Raw genomic sequence first — 19,610 nt, 5'->3', positions numbered from 1 at the left:
GGTTAAGTTTTAAAAAATAAGATAATTTTTCATTTTAAACTTAGCATAATTTTTACTTTAAATTGTTAGAATTACAATAATTTTATTAAAGGCTTTAATGATGAAAATTTCCGTTTTGATTTTAGCAGCTGGACTTGGCACAAGAATGAAATCAAACAAACCCAAAGTTTTACAAGAACTTTGCGGAAAAAGTATGATTTTACATATCTTAAAACAAGCATTTCAAATCAGTGATGATGTAAGCGTTGTGCTTTCTTACCAAAAAGAAAATATAGAAGAAGAAATCAAAAAAGCCTATCCTCAAACGCAATTTATAGAACAAGATTTGCAAAATTTTCCAGGAACTGCTGGAGCGGTAAAAAACTACATGCCAAAAGGAGATAAGGTTCTTATCTTATGTGGGGACATGCCCTTGATTCAAACGACAAGTTTAAAAACTTTAAGTGATCAAAATTCTTCTTTTTCTTTAGCGGTCTTTCAAACACAAAATGCCAAAAACTACGGAAGAGTTATCATAGAAAATAAAAAAGTTCAAAAAATCGTCGAATTTAAAGATGCTAGCGAAAGTGAAAAGGCATTACAAATTTGTAATGCTGGAGTTTATAGTATAGATACTCAAATTTTAAAAGAACTACTCCCTCAAATCAACAACCAAAATGCCTCTAAAGAATACTACCTCACAGATAGTGTAAAACTTGCCGTAGAAAAAGGCATTCAGGTTAATCCTGTCTATGTTGATGAAGATGAATTTATGGGCGTAAATGATAAATTTGAGCTTGCAAGGGCAGAAAATTTAATGCAAGAGCGTATCAAAAAACATTGGGCTGAGCAAGGCGTGATCTTTCATTTGCCACAAACAAGCTTCATAGGAGCTGATGTCGAATTTAAGGGAGAATGCGAAATTTATGAAAGCGTGCGTTTAGAGGGGAAAAGCTTCATTGAAAATTCCATCATTAAAAGTTCAAGTGTTGTAGAAAATTCTATAATCAAAAACTCAGATATAGGTCCTCTAGCACATGTGCGTCCAAAATGCGAGATCGTAGATACTCATATCGGTAATTTTGTTGAGTGCAAAAATGCAAAACTATATAAGGTTAAGGCTGGGCATTTAAGCTATTTGGGTGATTGTGAGATAGATGAGGGGACAAATATAGGCTGTGGAACCATAACTTGTAATTACGATGGTCTCAAAAAACACCCAACTAAAATCGGTAAAAATGCTTTCATAGGCTCAGATACACAGCTCATAGCCCCTGTGGTTATAGAAGATGATGTTCTTATAGCTGCTGGAAGTTGCGTTAGTACAAATATCCCTAAAGGCTCTTTGTTTATCAGTAGGGCTCAGGGGCAGATCATTAAAGATTATTTTTATCAAAAATTTGGAAAAAAAGAATGAAAACTATACTTCTTGCTGTAAGTGGTAGCATAGCATTTTACAAAGCTTATGAGTTGATCTCTCTTTTTAAGAAAGAAGGGTTTAAAATCAAGGTTTTACTTAGCGATGGAGCCTTAAAATTTGGCTCAAGACTAAGCTTTGAAGCTTTGAGTGATGGAGTTTTGTGTTCTGAAAATGAAAGCTGGAGCAAGAAATTTAATCATATTTCTTTTAGTAAGGATTGTGATTTAGTTGTATTTGCTCCTGCAACCATAAATTCTATCAACAAGCTTGCCTCAGGAATAGCTGATAATCTTTTCATGCAAACCCTCATCGCAGCTTCAAAACTTCCTTTAGTTATAGCTCCTGCTGCAAATACCAATATGTTTTTGCACTTTAGCACGCAAAGATCTTTAGAACTCTTAGAAAAACATGGAGCTTCCATAGTCTATCCTGTTCATAAAATGCTTGCTTGCAAAGATAAAGGCGTAGGAGCTTTAGCAAATACAACTCAAATTTTATACGAGTGTAAAAGACAACTTTTTAAAGAAGAATTTTTTAAGGATAAAAAAGTCCTCGTTACAGGAGGTGGTACAAAAGAAAAGATAGATGATGTTCGTTGTATGAGCAATTTTTCAAGTGGAAAAATGGCAAAAGCAGTTGCTGATGCTTTTCATCTTCTTGGTGCTAGGGTAACTTTTTTAAGCAGTGTAGAATTTGAAGTTCCTTACGAAATAGCTCATTTTGAAAGTGTTGATGAGCTTGAAAATTTAATGAATTTACACAAAGAATGTGATTTTTTGATCATGGCAGCTGCTGTAAGTGATTTTACCTGCGAAAAAATAGATGGAAAAATCAAAAAAGATGAGCATCCAAAAGGCTTAAATTTACACCTCAAACATAGTAAGGACCTACTAGAAAACTTCAAAATACAGGGTAAAAAAATCGGCTTTAAGGTAGAACTTGATCAAAAAAATGCCCTAGAACACGCTAAAAAAAGTCTTGATAAAAAAGGGCTTGATATGATTTGCCTAAATATCTTAAGTCATGATAAAGATATCTTTGGATCTGATTTTAATGAACTAGATTTTATCACTAAAGATAAGGTTGTTCATTCAGGACGCAAAAGCAAAAAGGAGCTTGCTTTTGTGCTTGCTAAACTTTGTAAAGAACTCTAAGTATGCATAAGCTGATTAATTCAACTCTGCCAATACACATAAAGGTGATTGAAAAATCAGGTTACAACCGCTATACCCTACTTTTAAATCATCAAAAAATTCATACCAAAAGCATGATAGAACTTGACTTAAATTCAGAATATTTAGCTGAACTTTACAATGAAAAAGGTGGGATTACAAGCTTTAAAAATTTAACCAGAATTCCTAAAATTCCTTTTTTTGAAGAAGGACTTGAGCTTATCATCAAACTTTTGGAGCAAAAATTTGACTTTAAAAGCTTTATCATCGAAGCTTTAATCAACTCAAAAGATAAAGAGAGTTTTAAAATTTATAAAGAAATGCTTTTTGCTAGCTTTGAAAATATCTATCATATCCCTTTTGTGTTCGAAAATAAGCCTTGTTTGTTTCAACTTAGAAAAAAACAAAAATACGCCGAACTTTTTTTGTATTTTAATGTTTTTGGCGGCTTAAAACTACTCATGCAAGATGATAAAAAAAGCTTGCATACTCCTTTTAATAAGGTAGGAGAGTTTTTAAGCTCACATAGTGATATAGAACTTATTTATGATAAAAATGTCAAAGCTTTTTTTGAATTTCAAAAACTCCTAGATTTTAAAGGCTAAAAATGAACACTCTTAATCATCTTGCAGTAGTTATGGACGGCAACAGGCGTTGGGCTAAAAAAAATGGTTTTTTAGAAAAACTTGGTTATTCTCAAGGCGTAAAAACCATAGAAAGACTCATGCAAGCTTGCGTAGAAGAAAAAATTTCAAATTTAAGCCTCTTTGCCTTTAGCACTGAAAATTGGAGTCGTCCAAAAGATGAGATAGATTTTATTTTTAATCTCCTTGATAAATGTTTAGATGATGCCTTGCAAAGATTTGCCGCTAATAATGTTCGCTTAAGGGCTATCGGAGATTTAAGCAGACTTGATGAACACTTAAAATTAAAAATCAAACAAGTAGAAGAAGCCACAAAACACTGCACGCTTTTATGCGTTAATCTTGCTATAAGCTATGGCTCTAAAGATGAGATCGTTCGCTCGGTAAAAAAACTCATCGAAAAGGGTTTGCCTATCACTGAGCAAAATATCAGCGAAAATTTGGATTTGCCCTTAGATGTTGATCTTATGCTTCGTGTTGGAAATGCCAAAAGGCTTTCAAATTTTTTGTTATGGCAGTCAAGTTATGCTGAAATTTATTTTAGTGAAACTTTATTTCCCGGACTTACAAAAAGAGAGTTCAAAAAGATCATCAAAGAATTTAGAAAAAGAGAAAGAACCTTTGGAAAATGATGATAGCTTTTTTCTTTATACTAGGCTTATGCGTTGGCTCTTTTATCAACACTTATGCTGATAGATTTGTTCATCAAAAAGCTCTTTTTGCTCCAAGATCCTTTTGTTTTTCTTGTCAAAATCAGCTCAAAACCTATCAAATTTTGCCCTTATTTTCTTTTATATTTCTAAGGGGAAAATGTGGTTTTTGTAAGGACAAGATAGATAAAAAATGCTTTTTTGTAGAACTTTTTTGTGGAGCTTTATTTATCCTTGCTTATCTTTGTAGCACTTCTTGGCTTGAGTTTTGCTTTTTGAGCCTATTTTTAAGCACTCTTTTGCTTTTAAGTTTGATCGATCTTATCTTAAAGGCTGTTCCTTTAAATTTACTCTTACTTGCCTTTGTTTTTGCCCTTGTGCATTCTTTTTCCCTAGATGAATTAAAAGAATTGATCTTATTTGAAAATTTTTCAAATGGCTTTTTGCTTTATAGTTTATGTTTTTGTGGTGCGATGTTTTTGCTTAAAATGTTCCTAGACTTTTTTTTAAGCCTTAAGTATAAGCAAGAAACTCAAAGCTTAGGAGAAGCTGATATTGTTATCATTTCTAGCATGGCTGGGATTTTGGGCTTTAAATTTGGACTTTTGCTCATTTTTTTATCAGCTTGCCTTGGTCTTGCTTTTGTCATATTAACAGCCCTCATACAAAGAAAAAAACTTGTTAAAATCGCTATGATTCCTTTTTTAAGCCTAGCTTTTGTTATGATCTTAACCACAGAGTTAATCCATGAGACTTATCTATAAATACTTTTTAAACCACTTTTTTAGCACAAATCTTTCTTTGTTTTCTGTGCTTTTTCTCATCGTATCCATGGTCTTTTTTATCCAGCTTGCAAGGCTTACTGCAAGCATTGAGATCGGTTTTATGGACTTTTTAAAGCTTTATAGCTTTATGATCCCTAGAATTTTGATCTTCACCCTGCCTGTAAGCTTTTTCATCTCTTTAGCACTCATGCTTCACAAGCTTTCAAGGGAAAATGAAAGCATAGTATGCTTTGCCTTAGGATTTTCTCCAAAATATCTGGGAAGGTTTTTTTTAGCCCTAGCCTTTGTTGTTAGTTGTTTTATGCTTATTGTCAGTTTAATCTTCGTGCCTTTAGCCTCAAAACTGCAAAAAAATTTCGTTGAGTATAAAAAAACTCAAGTCAAGCTTAATCTCAAAACCGGCGAATTTGGACAAAATTTCTTAGGTTGGATGATCTTTATCGAAGAAAATGACGGCGTGAAATATAAAAATATCATCATGTATAATCCCCAAACAAAAGATAAGGACAAAGAGCAATTCATCATCGCAAAAGAAGGCTTACTTCAAAGGGATCAAAATAGCCTTTCTTTTAGACTCATCGATGGCAATGTATATAATTTTAACGAAAGTCTTTCTTGGCATGTAGGACATTTTAATGATATGACCATTAATAGCGAGCTTAGTGATTTAGATCCTAGAGAAGAAAATATTTATCAGTATTGGAAAAAAATGTTTAGTGATGATGATAGGGCTAAAGAATTTGTGATTTATACTCTCATTGCTCTTTTTCCTATGGCAAGTGCTTTATTTGCACTTTCTTTTGGGCTTGTAACTTACCGCTATGATAAGGGCATGGTGTATTTTGGCATTTTTATTATCATAGGGCTTTATTTTGGTATTTTTAGTTTATTTTATAAGCCTCCGCTTCTTAGCGTAATGCTGATTTTTGCAAGCTTTTTTATCGCTTCAGTGATTTATTTTAAGAAAAAAATTCTAAGTAAATACTGATGCGTTTAAAGCTTGTTTTTTCTTATGATGGTTCTTCTTTTGAGGGTTCAGCCACCCAGCCTCATAAAAATAGCGTTCAAGATTATCTGCAAGAAGTTTTAGGTCATGTTGGTATCTTTGAAAAGCCCTTATTTGCTTCAAGGACAGATAAGGGCGTGCATGCTTTAAAAGCCGTGGCACAGGTTGATTGTGGGGATCATTTTAAAGATTTTGACTATCTTAAAAATACGCTCAACAAATTTGCAAAACCTCATCTTTATATCAAAAATATACAAAAAATCCCCTCAAATTTCGAGGTTCGCTTTGAGGCAAAAGCAAGGCAGTATTATTATGTTTTAAATCACGCAAATTTTAGCCCCTTTTTAGCAAAGTATTATCATTTTTATCCAAAAATTGATATTGCAAAAGCTAATGAACTTTTAAGTTACTTTGAGGGACAAAAAGATTTTTTACTTTTTTCAAAGCTTTTGGAAAAGAATAAAACAAGCGTAAGAACAATGTTTGAAGCAAGAGCCTTTGAGTATAAAAATTTAAGCATTTTTAAATTTAAGGCTAATGGCTTTTTAAGGGCGCAAATTCGAATGAGTGTTGATTTTGTCCTCAAAATCTTGCAGGGAAAATTAAGTAAAGAAGACCTACTTTTACAACTTAATGCTCAAAAAAGCTTTTCAAGAACCTTAGCTCCAGCAAGTGGGCTTTATTTGAGTAAAATTTTCTATCCTTAGCATTAAAAGTGAAAAAATATCTTATTCTTTAATAAAAAAATAAATATATTTTTTGTATAATCCTTATCTAAAATATGCTTAAATTTAAGGACAAATCCATGTCAAAAGATGTAGAATTCGATGTTTGTAGCCTAGACAAACTTAAACTCCCTAAAAATCCAAAAATTTTGATCATAGGAGGTGGATATGCTGGTTTAATGACAGCTTTGAAGCTTCAAAGCTCACTTGATTTTACTCAAGAAAATAAACCTCAAGTTACACTCATCAACAAGCACGACTACCACTATCAAACTACGCTTTTGCATAAGGTTGCAGTAGGCACGCTTTCAGTGCGTAAGGCAAGAATTTATTATAGAAAAATTTTAAAGGCTAATAAGGTCAAATTTGTAAAAGATAAAATTAAAAGTCTAGATCCTGAAAATCATTGTGTTTATGGCAATGGAGGAAGATATGATTATGATATTTTAGTTATAGCTCTTGGCTTTAGGGCAGATGATTTTAACATACCAGGAGTTGCCCAGCATGCCTTTAAACTCTCTACTCTTAATAGAGCTGTAAAGCTTAGTGAACATATAGAAAATAAATTTAAGGACTTTATCCACACCCAAAATCCTTTAGATCTTAGTTTTATAGTTTGCGGAACAGGTTTTACAAGTATAGAATTTGCAGCAGAACTTGGCTCTCAGCTTGATGAATTTTGCGAAATTTGTGGAATTGATAGAAGTATCCCCAAAATCACTTGCATAGGTAGGAGTAATCAAATTTTGCCTGTTTTTAGCGAAAAACTAAGCTCAAAAGCGGTTGAAAAGCTCAAAAAAATGAGTGTTGAGCTGATAACAAATGGCACAGTAAAAGAGATTAAAGAAGATGGAGTGATCGTAGAAAAGGATTCTAAACTTATAGAAATCAAAGGCAATACCGTACTTTGGGGAGCTGGAGTAAAAGGTAGCGATGTCATAGAAAAATCAAGCATTCCAAACAAAAAGGGTAAAATTCAAGTTGATTTCCAACTCAGAGCCCTAAATTATAATAATATTTTTGTTGTTGGAGATAGTGCTCAACCCACAACAAAAGATGCTATACATGCTCCAACGGCTCAGCTTTCATCTCAAATGGGCGAATTTGTAGGAACGATGATTAGTGAACTTGTCAAGGGACATGAATTTAACAAGCCTTTTGTCTTTAAACATAGAGGAACTGTTTGTTCTATAGGACATACTGATGGAGTGGGGATAGTTTATGGTAAAGAACTTTGGGGTGAAATCGCAGCTTTCATGAAAAACACTATAGAAAATCGCTGGCTTTTTAGCATAGGAGGCTTATCTATGGTCTTTAAAAAAGGGCAGTTTCGTTACCGAACAAGCAATTAATCTCATGATCAAAAGTTATTATCAATAACTACTTTTAATTTATCCTAGCTTATTAAGATAAATCTAAGTAAAAAATTTGTGTTACTTCTTGAAAAATACTCTATAATTATCTTATTTTTAATCGAATTTTTATCTTTAATTTAATACAATATTTACAATAATTATTATCTATATTTCAATATTTTCGTATTAAGGTTATCTTTGTTTTTTAAATTTTTATTTGATCTTAAAATTTTATTGTTTTTATTGTTTGTCTTATCTTTTATTAGCCTTTTTGTTGGGGTGAGTGAGCTTAGATTAGCACAAATTTTCTCATCTTCTTTTGATGTTCATGGTATATTAAGCCTTACACGACTTCCACGAACCCTAAGCATCATTATCACAGGAATGAGCCTAAGCATTTGCGGACTTATCATGCAACAACTCACTCAAAATAAATTTGTCTCCCCAACTACGGCTGGAACTATGGATTGTGCTAAGCTTGGTATTTTGGTAAGTATGATTTTTTTTGCTCATCTTGCCTTTATCATTCAAGTTACTATTTCTTCAGTTTTTGCCATAGTAGGCACGCTCATTTTTATACAAATTTTACAAAAAATTAAACTTAAGGATATGATCTTTGTTCCTCTTATAGGACTTATGTTTGGTGGTATTGTCTCAGCGATCACAACCTTTTTTGCTTATCAACTCAATCTTATTCAAAATATCAACTCATGGTTACAAGGAGATTTTTCAAATGTCATACAAGGAAGTTATGAGCAAGTTTATATTACCTTACCCCTACTTTTGCTTGCTTACTTATTTGCCAATAAAATTACCATAGCTGGTATGGGCGAAGATGTGGCTTTAAATTTGGGAATTTCTTATAAATTTATTCTTAATTTAGGACTCATTATCGTAGGTGTTATCACCTCAGTGATTATTCTTAGTGTTGGCATTATACCTTTTTTAGGACTTATAGTACCAAACATTATATCTATTTATAAGGGGGATAATCTCAAAAAAAACCTTATCTACATAGCTCTTTTTGGGGCTGTTTTCTTGCTTATTTGTGATATTTTTTCAAGATTGATCATCTATCCCTTTGAAGTGCCTATAAGCCTTGTTGTTGGTATAATTGGCTCTTTTATCTTTATACTGATTTTATTTAAAAGAAAAGCCCATGCTTAAAAAACTCCTCATACTTTTTATCATCACGCTATTTGTCATTATTCTTTTTATTTTTACTCAAATGGGCAAATTTCCAGCCTATGTACTTGAAAACAGAAGCATACAAGTTCTAGCCATGGTCGTAGTTGGAGTTTGTATCAGTGTTTCAACTATCATCTTTCAAACCATAGCCAATAACAAAATTTTAACTCCTAGCATCATAGGGCTTGATTCTTTATATATGCTCACGCAAACCTTTTTGATCTTTACTCTAGGTTCTGCAAATTTAAGCGTTTATGAGGCAAATACAAATTTTATTATCAGCGTTATGGCGATGATGATTTTTACCTTACTTTTGTATAAAATTTTATTTAAAGATGGACGAAGTATTTATTTTATCTTGCTTTTAGGCTTTATTTTTGGCACACTTTTTTCTTCGTTGAGCTTATTTTTTGAAGTACTTATTGATCCTGATGAATTCATGGTTGTGCAAGGTCGTATGTTTGCTAGCTTTAGTAATATACAAACCGAGGTTTTAATACTTGCTCTTATACTTATGCTTCTTTGCTTTGCGATGATTGCTAGGTATTACAAATTTCTTGACCCTCTTGCTCTAAACAAAGACTTAGCAATAAATTTAGGCATAGAATATGAATTTTTAGTCAAAAGATTAATGATCATCGTGGCTGTTTTAGTTAGTATAAGCACGGCTCTTGTGGGACCTATAACCTTTCTTGGACTTTTAGTGGCAAATATTTCTTATGAACTGATGAAAACCTATAAGCATGGTATTTTGTTTCTTACTTCTTCTTTTATCAGTATCATTACCCTAGTAGGTGGCGTTTTTATCGTTTCAAGGATCTTTGATTTTAATACCACTATAAGCGTCATCATTAATTTCATAGGAGGAATTTACTTTATCTTCCTTGTTCTTAAAGGCAACAAAATATGATAAGACTACAAAATATCTGCAAAAACTATGAAAAAACTGAGGTTTTAAAAGACATTAGCGTAAGTTTTCAAAAAGGCAAATTTAGCTCTTTAATCGGTGCAAATGGAGCTGGAAAAAGCACGCTTTTAGGTATAGCAAGTAGGCTTATAAAGCCTGATAGTGGGCAAATTTATTACGATGAAACTGAGCTTTCGCATTTTAAAAGCAATGAACTTGCGAAAAAAATTTCCATACTCAAACAAACAAATCATCTTAATATAAGACTAACAGTCAAAGAGCTTGTAAGCTTTGGACGCTTTCCTCATTCGGCAAATTCTTTAAATGCTGAAGATAAAATCAAAATCAACGAAGCCATAGAATACATGGGACTTTGTGAGCTACAAGATCATTTTTTGGATTCTTTAAGTGGAGGACAAAAACAAAGAGCTTTTATCGCTATGATTATTGCTCAAGATACGGAATATATCTTACTTGATGAACCCTTAAATAATCTTGACATGAAACACTGCGTTTCTATCATGAAAATTTTAAAAAAACTTATCCAAGATTTTAACAAGGGCATTATTTGCGTGCTTCATGATATTAATTTTGCTTCGGTTTATTCTGATGAAATCGTAGCAATGAAAGATGGAAAAATCTTTAAAAAAGCAAGCACACAAGAGCTTATACAAAGCGAGCTTTTAAAAGAAATTTATGATATGGATATCAAAATAAAGGAGGTTGAAGGGAAAAAAATCTGTATTTATTTTGATTAAAAAAACACATTTTAAAAAGGAGAACAAATGAAAAAGCTAATTTTTAGCATAGTTTTAGCAGTTTTTGCTTTTATTGGTTGCAATGACAATAATAAAAGCACTGAACAAAATGTTTCAAATGATGTTTCAAATACGGAATCAAATGAAACAAGCAATGCGCAAGCACCAAAAAAAGACCGCCCATCGGTTGAATACAAAAGCATAGAGCTTGTTGATAAGGGTGATAAATTTGAAATCACGCATTCTTTAGGAACGATAGAAGTGGTAAAAAATCCAAGCAAAATCGTAGCCTTTGATCTTGGTGCTTTAGATACACTTGAAGATCTTGGTTTAAGTGATAAGGTGGTTGGAGTTCCTGCAAAAACACTTCCTCCTTATCTTGAAAGCTTTAAAAGTAAAGAAAGTACAGGCTCAGTAGTCGAACCAAATTTGGAAAAAATCAATGAACTTCAACCTGATCTTATCATCATTTCAGGAAGATTAACCAAATTTTACGACAAGCTTAATGCCATAGCCCCAACACTTTTTGTAAGTCTTGATAATGCAAATTTCATCTCATCTTTTGAAAACAAAGTCCTAAGCCTAGCAAAACTTTACGACAAAGAAGATGAAGCGACCATAAAACTTAATGCTTTAAAAGATGAGGCACAAAATATAAAACAAAATATCGATCCTAGCAAAAAAGCCTTGATTGTGCTTACAAATTCTAACAAAATGTCAGCTTTTGGACCTTCTTCAAGATTTGGCATTATACATGATGTTTTGGGTCTAGGTGCTGCTGATGAAAACATAAAAGTGGGTACTCATGGAAATAGCATAAACTCTGAATATATCCTCAGCATTAACCCTGATTTTATCTTTGTTGTTGATAGAAATGTTATCGTGGGCAATCAAGAAAGAGCACAAAGTATCTTAGATAACGAGCTTATAGCCAAAACAAATGCTGCACAAAATGGTAAAATTATTTACCTTGATCCAAATTATTGGTATCTTTCAGGTGGCGGTTTACTTTCTTTTAAGGCTATGATAGAAGAAATAGCTCAAGCTACAAAATAAGATTAAAACAAGAAGAATTTAATTCTTCTTGTTCTTCAAAAATTCGATTTTTCAAAAAAAAAAAAACGCTTTTTTTAATAAAAATTTTATTTTAACTTTAATATAATTTCTATCCTTAAATTATAATCTTATATTATTTTCAAGAGGAAATACCAATGAAAGATTTTGTAATGCAAGCTGTTGAAGCCTTGCCGGAGCTACCTGCGACTGTAGTTAAATTTAATGATTATGTAAGAGAACATGGACTTACCATGCCAAATGATGAAATGTTAAAAATACTTGAATTTAATGAACATGATAAAAAAATCGTTCTTGAAGTCGCAAAATCATCTTTATACAATTTTCCCCAAGATGTGGAACTAAGAAGAGTTGTAACCCTTTTAGGCTCTATCACGATCAAAAATATACTCATGGCTGAAGTGATTAGCAATGTTTTTAAATTTAATATCTTCCCAAGAGATACTGAGGGAAATAAAATGCAAATGGATATCAAATGTATGTGCGATCTTTCTCCTTATGGCTTAAATGGAGAAAGCTTCTTAAAAGACTGCTCAAAAGAACTTGAAGTGATCACAACTTGGCTTTTAGCCGAAGATAAGCAGTATCATACTCTCATACCAACTATAATGCTCATGCGTTTAGGACTAATCATCTTTTCTCAAATCCTTATCTTTCAAAACCTGCATGAAGACTTTCATCAAGAACTAGCTGAGGGGGATTTTAACAATGTTTGGGAAGTGGAGAAAAAATTTTTAGGGCTTGATCATATAGAGTTTTTAGAATTTTTATTTGAAAGATACAAAAGCGATCCAAGACTTATTTCAAGCTTGCATCATCTTAAAGATCCGCAAAATTCTCCTCAAGAACTCATGAAAATCGCTTATATTTTTAACATAGTTAATTATCTTTTTGATCCATATAAAAAGATCACAAGACAAAGACTAGATAATCGCTTAAATCTCATGCAAAGCCTTGAAGAACAAGGTATTAAATTTAAATCTGCCCTACTTGAAGAAAAGGTTTGTGCAGTTTATTATCTAGAATAGAACTTAAATTATCCTTAAGAGTTTTTAAAAAACTCTTAATTAATCCTACATTAAAACAGCTGTGATATAAACAATAAAACTTTTTAAAAAGGAAAAATTTATGATAACTCCTGAAGCACTTTATAAAAAACGAAGAGAATTTATGAAACTTGGTGCAGGAGCATTGATAAGTTCAAGCTTACTAAGTTCAAAGCTCTTAGCCTTAAATTTCACAAGTGATACAAATACAAAAAAGCTCAAGATCAGCGATGAAGAACTTGCAACAAATTATGTAAATTTCTATGAATTTTCAACAAACAAAAAAAGAGCCGTAGCCCTTGCTCAAAATTTTAATACCCAAAACTGGAAAATAGAACTAAGTGGAGAAATAGAAAAACCTTTAAGTCTTAGTATGGAAGATATATTGAAATTTCCTTTAGAAGAAAAAATTTATCGCTTTCGTTGCGTAGAAACTTGGTCTATGGTCGTTCCTTGGGTTGGTTTTGAGTTAAGGCGTTTGATTGATATGGCAAAACCTACAAGTGAAGCCAAATTTGTGAAATTTACTACACTTCTTGATAAAAAGCAATTTCCAGATCAAGCCTCATTTTTTCCGGTGGTTGAATACCCTTATGTAGAGGGCTTAAGAATGGACGAAGCTATGCATCCACTTACCTTACTTGCTGTTGGTATGTATAAAAAAGCACTTAAACCTCAAAATGGAGCACCTATACGCCTCGTTGTTCCTTGGAAATATGGCTTTAAAAGTATCAAATCCATAGTTAAAATCGAATTTGTTAAAGAGCAACCAAAAAGCACTTGGGAAAAATACGCTCCAAATGAATACGGCTTTTATGCCAATGTCAATCCAGAAGTTGCACACCCTAGATGGTCTCAAGCACATGAGCGAGCCTTAGGAGACTTCTTTACTCAGCCTACTTTAATGTTTAATGGCTATGAAAAAGAAGTGAGTTCTCTTTATGCAGGAATGGATCTTAGGAAAAATTACTGATGCAAGAAAGGCATTTCAAGCTTTTAGCCCTTGTCATTTTTTTCCTAAGCCTAGTATATGGCTTTTATATGATCTTTCAAGCCTTTGACTTCGTCAAAGAAGCCTATATCTATACAGGACTTTTTGCTCTGATTTTTTTAAATTTAAGCCTTTTCTTTTCTTTATTTAGCTTTAAAAAAACGAGGGTTTATCCTAGACTTTTGGGTATATTTGCAAGTATTTGGGCAATTTTACATTTTTTAAATTATTTTATTTTTGACAAAAATGCACAACTTTTAAGACTTTTAGATGATATATCCAAGCGTTTTTTGGAAGCAAGTGGTTTTATCTCCTTTGTTTTACTCATGCTCATGTTTATAAGTTCTTTTAAATTTTTTAAAAAAATGCACAAGATTCGGAAACTAGCATATCTGTGCTTACTTTGTGCAAGTTATCATTATTTTTTAACGCCGAAAGTGCCTATGTTTTGGGAATATACAGCCCTAGCTCTTGCGATTTTTTATATACTTTGGCGTTATAAACCTAAAAACCTACGATTTTACTCTTATCAAAACTCGAACTAAGCTCTTTTTCTATACTTTCTCTAAAATCTTGCATACTAAAAATTCCGTCCTTAGATACAGCGACCTTTAGGGCTGTATTCTTAACCACCATAAAAATTTGAGCCCCACTTAACTCATACTGAGCCAAGTCATCAAGCTTAAAATCTTCACTAAATTCAGCATTTTTAGGCAAAGCCTTTTGCCAAATCAAAAATCTTTCTTTAAAATTAGGCTTTTTAAACTCGATCTTATATTCAAAACGGCGAGAAAAGGCGCTATCAAGACTTTCTAAGAAATTTGTAGTGGCGATGATAACCCCGCTAAATTTTTCTATTTGCTCTAAAAAAATATTTTGCATTTGATTGTGCATCTTATCAGCACTTGCACCACTTTCCACCCTTGTACTTAAAAACTGATCAGCCTCATTTAAAAGCAAGATAGGGCTTTGTTTGCAATTTTGTGCAATTTCTTTATAAGTATCAAAAATCTTTCTTACATTTTGCTCGCTCTCACCAACCCACTTACTCAAAATTTTAGAGCAATCAAAGCTTAAAACTACCTTCTTCATTGATTTTGCCATACTTAAAGCAGACATAGTTTTACCTGTGCCAGCAGGTCCATAAAAAATAATCTTTGCTTCTACTTCCTTAGAATTTTTAATCCCCCATAGACTAAGCCTTTCAAGCACTTTTTTATCCTGCTGTTTGAGTATATTTTCAAGTAATTCTTTGGTTTTTGCAGGCATGATCACATCATTGATATCTGTATTTGGCTCTATAAGCTCAAAAATTTCTTGATCTTTTAAAGCATTTTCTAAACGCAATTGCTTGTCCTTATCAAGCCTTTTAAAATTAACAATGCGTTGTAAAATACTCTCACTAAGATAAAAATGATTAGAAAACTCATCATAATCAATCAAATTTTTTTCTATAAGCTTAGAATTTTCATCAAGCAAGGCTCTATTTTTAAGCTTTTCAAGCTCATTTTCACTTACAAGTGCTAAAAGCGAATTTAGCTCTCTTGAAGAACTTTCCTCGTTCTTAAGAGAATATTCTTCTTTTAAAAGAGCTATAAAGATGATTTGCTCTTTTTTTGAAAGCTTATTTTCCTTAAAAATTTCAGCCAAGACATTGTAAAATTTAGACTTTGCCAAGCGTTTTTTAATATGTGCTTCATAAGCTTGAATATCTTTTTTAAAGTCTAAATTTTGAGGATTAAAAGAAAGCCTTGTATAAAGTTTTATACGTTCAAACTCATCTTTTAAATACTCTAAATGATTTTCATAAGCTACATTTATACTTAAATCCAAAGGCTTTTTATTTTCTAAAAACTGCAAAAAATATTCGCTTAGACTAATATCCATATGCAAGAGGCTAAACAAACTCTCTTTATTTTGATCTTGAAGCATAGAATAACCGGTTTTTACAAGCCCAAGTTCCATGAGATGCCTAATATCTTTAAGATGATCAAGATAAGAAAATTCCTCCTTATCTTTAAAAAGACCTTGCAATAAATTTAAAATACTTATATTTGGTATAGAACCAAAAAAAAGTTGACAAAGATATTGTAAAATAAGCCCCTCATCATAAGAAATTTTAAGAGCTTTAAAAATTTCACTTTTGCTCACATCTTTACTCTTTAAAAACGCCTTAAGTTCTTTCATAATAAGCCTTATTTTTTAATCTTCACAAAAAGATGGTTTAAAAGATCTTTAAATTCAAGTCTATTCTCACAAACTTCATATAAAATATTAAAATTTGAAGCTTGAATTTCTTGTATAAAACCACATTCATTTTGTATCACATTTTTCCCCTCATATATGGGCTGAAATTTTAAAATATCCTGCATTAAATCCTCATAATGAGTAAATTTAAAAAATTTCTCATTAAATACTTTTTTTTCATAGCATACTTGATTGATACAAATTTTATCCCTTATATTTAAGGCAAAGAAAATTTGTCCAAGCTTATAAACTTCGAGCTTTAAAGAAGTCTTATCCTCATACAAGAAACCTTGTTCGCTAAATTTAATCAAGGGCGAATTTATACTAAGACTTAAAGTCCTACTCTGTGCTGGCTTTTTTGAAGAACAAGCCACAAAAAAACAAAGACCAAAAATAAAAAATAAAATTACAAGGGATCTAATTTGCATTATAAATTTATTTTAAATTCTTAAAGCTTAAATTTAGCTCTAAATCAAGCCCTTTAACAAGCCTCATCACAGCTTGTAAATCATCAATTTGTTTAGCACTAATTCTAAGCTCTTCTCCTCTTATTTGAGAGCTTACCTTAAGCTTGCTATCCTTAATGGCCTTGTTTATTTTTTTGGCATTTTCGCTATCTATGCTATTTGCCACCTTTAAATTTAGCCTAAATAAGGCCCCGCTTTCTTTATTAAGCTCACTTATGCCTCTAGCATTAATCCCTCTTTTAATGAGCTTTGAAATGATGATATCCTTTAGCACCTCAAGCTTAGCCTCACTTGAGCAAGCTAGCTTAAAAAGCCCCTCTTTTTCATCAAGTTCAAGCTCGCTTTTAATGCCCTTTAAATCATACCTGCTTTCAAGCTCTTTTTTAGCTTGTTCTAGGGCGTTTTTAAGCTCCCCGCTATCAACAGCCCCACTTATATCAAAACTATGCTCTGCCATCAATAAAATCCTTTAAATTTGAAAAGGTCATTGCTATGAGCCTATCAAGGCTTTCTTTGGCTGCAAAGGCTATGTGAGGGGTTATTAGCAAATTATGCTTTTTCTTTATGTTTAAAAGAGGATGTCCTTCTTTCATAGGCTCAAACTCAAGCACATCAAGACCCACTCTAAAATCTCTTTCATCAAGCATTAAGGCTAGATCCTCCTCATTGATAATGCCCCCTCTTCCAACATTTATCAAGATCGCTCCTTTTTTTAAAAGGCTAAGTTCTTTTTTGGTGATTAAATTCCTTGTTTTTTCATTTAAGGGCGAGTGTATGCTTATGATATCACATTCTTTTAAAAGCTCTTCTAGACTAAGTTCTTCATAGTCTTCTTTTCTTTTTACCCCACTAAGAGAGCTATAAAAGATCTTAGCTTTAAAAACAGAGGCTATCTTAGCAACCTCTCTTCCAATAGCCCCAAGTCCTATAATGCCATATTTCTTACCCTCAAGCGTATAAAGGGTCTTTGAAAAATCAGAAAAAACAGGGCTTTTGCACCAAAGCCCATCTTTAGTGAATTTATCATAATATAAAATTTGATTTAAAAAGGCAAAAAGAAGGGCAAAGGTATGCTGGGCTACGCTTGTGGTTGAATAACCAGCCACATTTTTAACCACTATATTATTTTTAGCTGCGTATTCTAAATCTATATTATTTGTGCCTGTGGCTGTGATTAGGATAAGCTTTAATTTTGTCTTGTCAATTAGCTCCTTGTCTATGACTATCTTATTGATGATAACTACATCAGCACCTTGCAACCTTTCAATGGCCTCAGCCTTTGTGCTAAAATCATAGCTTACAAAAGAGCCCGCACTCTCAAAGATGCTAAGATCCACATTTCCAAGCGTAGCTGCATCTAAGCATACTATCTTTAAATCCTGCTTTTTTAAATCCATACTCACTCCCTTATGATATGCCCTGTAAATTTAGACATATTATCAAGCACAAGCCCTCCTTTTCTAAAGCCTAAAGCACAGGCTTCATAAGCAAAAAAGACCCCAGCTTGATAAAAGTTTTCCCCCTCTTTGTTAAAGTCTACAAATTCTTGATAAATCATCTTATTATTTGCATACTCGCCTAAATTTTCAAAGCTAGTTTGTCCGTTTTTTTCTATGATGGCTATATTAGCTCCTTCTCTGCCAAATACAGGCTTTCTAACGCATTTAAGTCCTTCTAAGGGCTTGTCGCTAGTTTTTAAAAGCAAGGGATGATCCTTATAAAGCTCATATAAAATTTTCATTATACCCTTGCTTTGAAAAAGTAAGCTGTAGGCTGGATTTAGGATAATTGCCTTTTGATTTTGCATAATTTGGGTTAAAAGCATAGCTAAATCGCCCTCTTCTATGGCTATAGCCTCCCAAGGAATGAGTTTGAAAAGATATTCATAATTTATGCCCTCTTTAAAAATGCCCTCACTACTAAATTCAAGCTCATCTATATAAGAAAAGCAGGTTTTAAAGCCAGCCTCTTTAGCAATATGTTCTAAAAGCTTGGTGGTTAGCTCTTCTTCAGCATTTCCTGCCACACAGCTAAAGGCTATCTTCCAGCCCTGATAAAGCCTTTCAAAGTCCTTTATGCTTTCTTGCAAAGTGATGAGCCTTTTAAAATTATCCCTTAGGCTCTCATAAAGGCTATTAAATTGAAGGCTCTCATCAAGAGCATTTTGCTTTAAAAGCATCCATTGTAAAATGGCTGTTTCAAACAAGGCTGTTGGCGTATCAGCGTTAAATTCAATGAGCTTTATAGGCTTATCATCAAGACCCCCAGCTAGATCAAAACGACCATATAAATGCCAATGCACCTCATTTTCCCAGCTCATCTTAATAGCCTCGATGAGATTGAAGGGTATGCCAAGCTCATCAAAGCGGTTTTGATCTATGACATGTTGGGCAGCTTTTACAAACATATCATAAAGCTCATTTGCAGCCTCATAAAACTTATTTGCCTCTTTTTGGCTAAGACAAATTAGCTCATCACTTATATAAGAGCTTCCGTCCTTGTCTGTGTGCCAAGAAAAGCCCATTTGCTCTAGATATTCTTTTTTTAAGGGTTCTATTTTTAAAAAATTCATTTTTATCCTTTTAAGAACCAAAAGATGAAGATTGACTAGACTTTGAACCGCCTCCAAAAAAGCCTGATCGACCTGAATTTGTCTTTGCACCACTTTTAGCTTGATTAAAGCTGTTCATACTTCTTTGATAAGCACTTTGATTTGAAAATGCCCCTCTTTGTTGATTAGCAAAATTTTGATTATTGAAAAGCTTTGAGCCTATATAAGAGCCCAAAATCGCCCCTGCTGCACTTGCAAGTATGGTCTCGCCCAAACTTAAACCTCCGCTATGCATTTGTGCATTTTCATTTGTTAAATTTGAAGTACCATTATCTATTTTAGCTTCTTCAGCCTTTATGAGTGTGTCCATTTCTTCTTTGCTAAGCACTCTTTCTGTGCCATCAAGCGCTTGTAAAACAACCCTAGTTTCAGCACTTGGAAATTGCTCTTTTATCTTGTATTGATTTGGAGCTACTTCTTCTATGATAACAAAGGCACCGCCCTGCTGAGCCTCATTTTGACCCCCAGAAAACTCGTCCTGCGAGCAAGCAACTAAAGCTCCTGCTGCAACCGCACTCAAACCACCCAAAAGACTAAGCTCTATAATCTTTTTAATCTTCTTCATGTATCATTTTCCTATAAAGT

At 32.8% G+C, this 19,610-nt stretch carries 21 protein-coding genes; 15 read left to right on the top strand and 6 right to left on the bottom strand.

Annotated elements, in window-relative coordinates:
* The first annotated feature begins 100 nt into the window (after positions 1–100).
* The 15 genes from glmU to DMB92_RS00710 all read left to right on the top strand — a co-directional run bounded on the left by glmU (position 101) and on the right by DMB92_RS00710 (position 14,245).
* A complete protein-coding gene (gene glmU, locus DMB92_RS00780; protein ID WP_142681138.1) occupies positions 101–1,396 on the top strand; it encodes a bifunctional UDP-N-acetylglucosamine diphosphorylase/glucosamine-1-phosphate N-acetyltransferase GlmU in 1,296 nt (431 codons plus the stop codon).
* Positions 1,393–2,553: a bifunctional phosphopantothenoylcysteine decarboxylase/phosphopantothenate--cysteine ligase CoaBC gene (gene coaBC, locus DMB92_RS00775; RefSeq protein ID WP_142681137.1), complete on the top strand. Its 1,161-nt coding sequence runs from the start codon at positions 1,393–1,395 to the stop codon at positions 2,551–2,553. The genes glmU and coaBC overlap by 4 nt, the downstream gene beginning before the upstream one ends.
* A 2-nt stretch (positions 2,554–2,555) precedes the next feature.
* The gene (locus tag DMB92_RS00770; RefSeq protein ID WP_142681136.1) at positions 2,556–3,176 is read left to right on the top strand and encodes a hypothetical protein; all 621 of its coding nucleotides are present in this window, start codon (positions 2,556–2,558) and stop codon (positions 3,174–3,176) included.
* 2 nt (positions 3,177–3,178) lie between these two features.
* On the top strand, positions 3,179–3,847 hold the full coding sequence (uppS, locus tag DMB92_RS00765) for a polyprenyl diphosphate synthase (protein WP_142681135.1): 669 nt from the start codon (positions 3,179–3,181) through the stop codon (positions 3,845–3,847).
* Complete coding sequence (locus DMB92_RS00760) at positions 3,847–4,629, top strand: A24 family peptidase (RefSeq protein ID WP_185900138.1); 783 nt, start codon at positions 3,847–3,849, stop codon at positions 4,627–4,629. The genes uppS and DMB92_RS00760 overlap by 1 nt, the downstream gene beginning before the upstream one ends.
* Positions 4,613–5,638 carry an LptF/LptG family permease gene (locus DMB92_RS00755; protein WP_142681133.1) on the top strand — a complete coding sequence of 342 codons (1,026 nt, stop codon included), beginning with the start codon at positions 4,613–4,615 and terminating at the stop codon, positions 5,636–5,638. The genes DMB92_RS00760 and DMB92_RS00755 overlap by 17 nt, the downstream gene beginning before the upstream one ends.
* Positions 5,638–6,363: a tRNA pseudouridine(38-40) synthase TruA gene (gene truA / locus DMB92_RS00750; protein ID WP_142681132.1), complete on the top strand. Its 726-nt coding sequence runs from the start codon at positions 5,638–5,640 to the stop codon at positions 6,361–6,363. The genes DMB92_RS00755 and truA overlap by 1 nt, the downstream gene beginning before the upstream one ends.
* A gap of 98 nt (positions 6,364–6,461) precedes the next feature.
* On the top strand, positions 6,462–7,733 hold the full coding sequence (locus tag DMB92_RS00745) for an NAD(P)/FAD-dependent oxidoreductase (protein ID WP_142681131.1): 1,272 nt from the start codon (positions 6,462–6,464) through the stop codon (positions 7,731–7,733).
* Between the two features lie 201 nt (positions 7,734–7,934).
* On the top strand, positions 7,935–8,903 hold the full coding sequence (locus DMB92_RS00740; RefSeq protein WP_142681130.1) for an ABC transporter permease: 969 nt from the start codon (positions 7,935–7,937) through the stop codon (positions 8,901–8,903).
* Positions 8,896–9,834, top strand: coding sequence for an iron chelate uptake ABC transporter family permease subunit (locus DMB92_RS00735; RefSeq protein WP_142681129.1), 939 nt, complete (start codon positions 8,896–8,898; stop codon positions 9,832–9,834). The genes DMB92_RS00740 and DMB92_RS00735 overlap by 8 nt, the downstream gene beginning before the upstream one ends.
* Positions 9,831–10,589, top strand: a complete 759-nt coding sequence (locus tag DMB92_RS00730) for an ABC transporter ATP-binding protein (protein WP_142681128.1) — start codon at positions 9,831–9,833, stop codon at positions 10,587–10,589. The genes DMB92_RS00735 and DMB92_RS00730 overlap by 4 nt, the downstream gene beginning before the upstream one ends.
* 27 nt (positions 10,590–10,616) lie before the next feature.
* Positions 10,617–11,645 carry a siderophore ABC transporter substrate-binding protein gene (locus DMB92_RS00725; protein ID WP_142681127.1) on the top strand — a complete coding sequence of 343 codons (1,029 nt, stop codon included), beginning with the start codon at positions 10,617–10,619 and terminating at the stop codon, positions 11,643–11,645.
* 155 nt (positions 11,646–11,800) lie between these two features.
* A complete protein-coding gene (locus tag DMB92_RS00720; protein ID WP_142681126.1) occupies positions 11,801–12,691 on the top strand; it encodes a hypothetical protein in 891 nt (296 codons plus the stop codon).
* Positions 12,692–12,791: 100 nt separating this feature from the next.
* The gene (gene msrP / locus DMB92_RS00715; protein ID WP_142681125.1) at positions 12,792–13,682 is read left to right on the top strand and encodes a protein-methionine-sulfoxide reductase catalytic subunit MsrP; all 891 of its coding nucleotides are present in this window, start codon (positions 12,792–12,794) and stop codon (positions 13,680–13,682) included.
* On the top strand, positions 13,682–14,245 hold the full coding sequence (locus DMB92_RS00710; protein ID WP_142681124.1) for a ferric reductase-like transmembrane domain-containing protein: 564 nt from the start codon (positions 13,682–13,684) through the stop codon (positions 14,243–14,245). Before msrP ends, DMB92_RS00710 begins: the two co-directional genes overlap by 1 nt.
* Here DMB92_RS00710 and DMB92_RS00705 read toward each other — a convergent pair.
* Genes DMB92_RS00705 through DMB92_RS00680 form a run of 6 tightly spaced genes read right to left on the bottom strand, consistent with a single transcriptional unit; the run spans position 14,205 to position 19,590 of the window.
* Positions 14,205–15,887, bottom strand: a complete 1,683-nt coding sequence (locus DMB92_RS00705) for an ATP-binding protein (protein ID WP_142681123.1) — start codon at positions 15,885–15,887, stop codon at positions 14,205–14,207. The two genes, DMB92_RS00710 and DMB92_RS00705, sit on opposite strands and share 41 nt — an antisense overlap.
* A gap of 8 nt (positions 15,888–15,895) precedes the next feature.
* Positions 15,896–16,375 carry a hypothetical protein gene (locus DMB92_RS00700; protein WP_260604691.1) on the bottom strand — a complete coding sequence of 160 codons (480 nt, stop codon included), beginning with the start codon at positions 16,373–16,375 and terminating at the stop codon, positions 15,896–15,898.
* A 7-nt stretch (positions 16,376–16,382) separates the two neighbouring features.
* Positions 16,383–16,874: a YajQ family cyclic di-GMP-binding protein gene (locus DMB92_RS00695; RefSeq protein WP_142681122.1), complete on the bottom strand. Its 492-nt coding sequence runs from the start codon at positions 16,872–16,874 to the stop codon at positions 16,383–16,385.
* Positions 16,858–17,811, bottom strand: a complete 954-nt coding sequence (locus tag DMB92_RS00690; protein WP_142681121.1) for a D-2-hydroxyacid dehydrogenase — start codon at positions 17,809–17,811, stop codon at positions 16,858–16,860. The genes DMB92_RS00695 and DMB92_RS00690 overlap by 17 nt, the downstream gene beginning before the upstream one ends.
* A 2-nt stretch (positions 17,812–17,813) precedes the next feature.
* The gene (locus DMB92_RS00685) at positions 17,814–18,986 is read right to left on the bottom strand and encodes a glutathionylspermidine synthase family protein (RefSeq protein WP_142681120.1); all 1,173 of its coding nucleotides are present in this window, start codon (positions 18,984–18,986) and stop codon (positions 17,814–17,816) included.
* A 10-nt stretch (positions 18,987–18,996) separates the two neighbouring features.
* Positions 18,997–19,590, bottom strand: a complete 594-nt coding sequence (locus DMB92_RS00680) for a UPF0323 family lipoprotein (protein ID WP_142681119.1) — start codon at positions 19,588–19,590, stop codon at positions 18,997–18,999.
* Positions 19,591–19,610 lie beyond the last annotated feature (20 nt).

Origin of the sequence: Campylobacter sp. MIT 99-7217 (assembly GCF_006864365.1) — a bacterium.
Classification (GTDB): Bacteria; Campylobacterota; Campylobacteria; order Campylobacterales; family Campylobacteraceae; genus Campylobacter_D.
The sequence above is the reverse complement of the archived record's forward strand: the minus strand, read 5'-3'. Positions and strand labels throughout refer to the sequence as shown.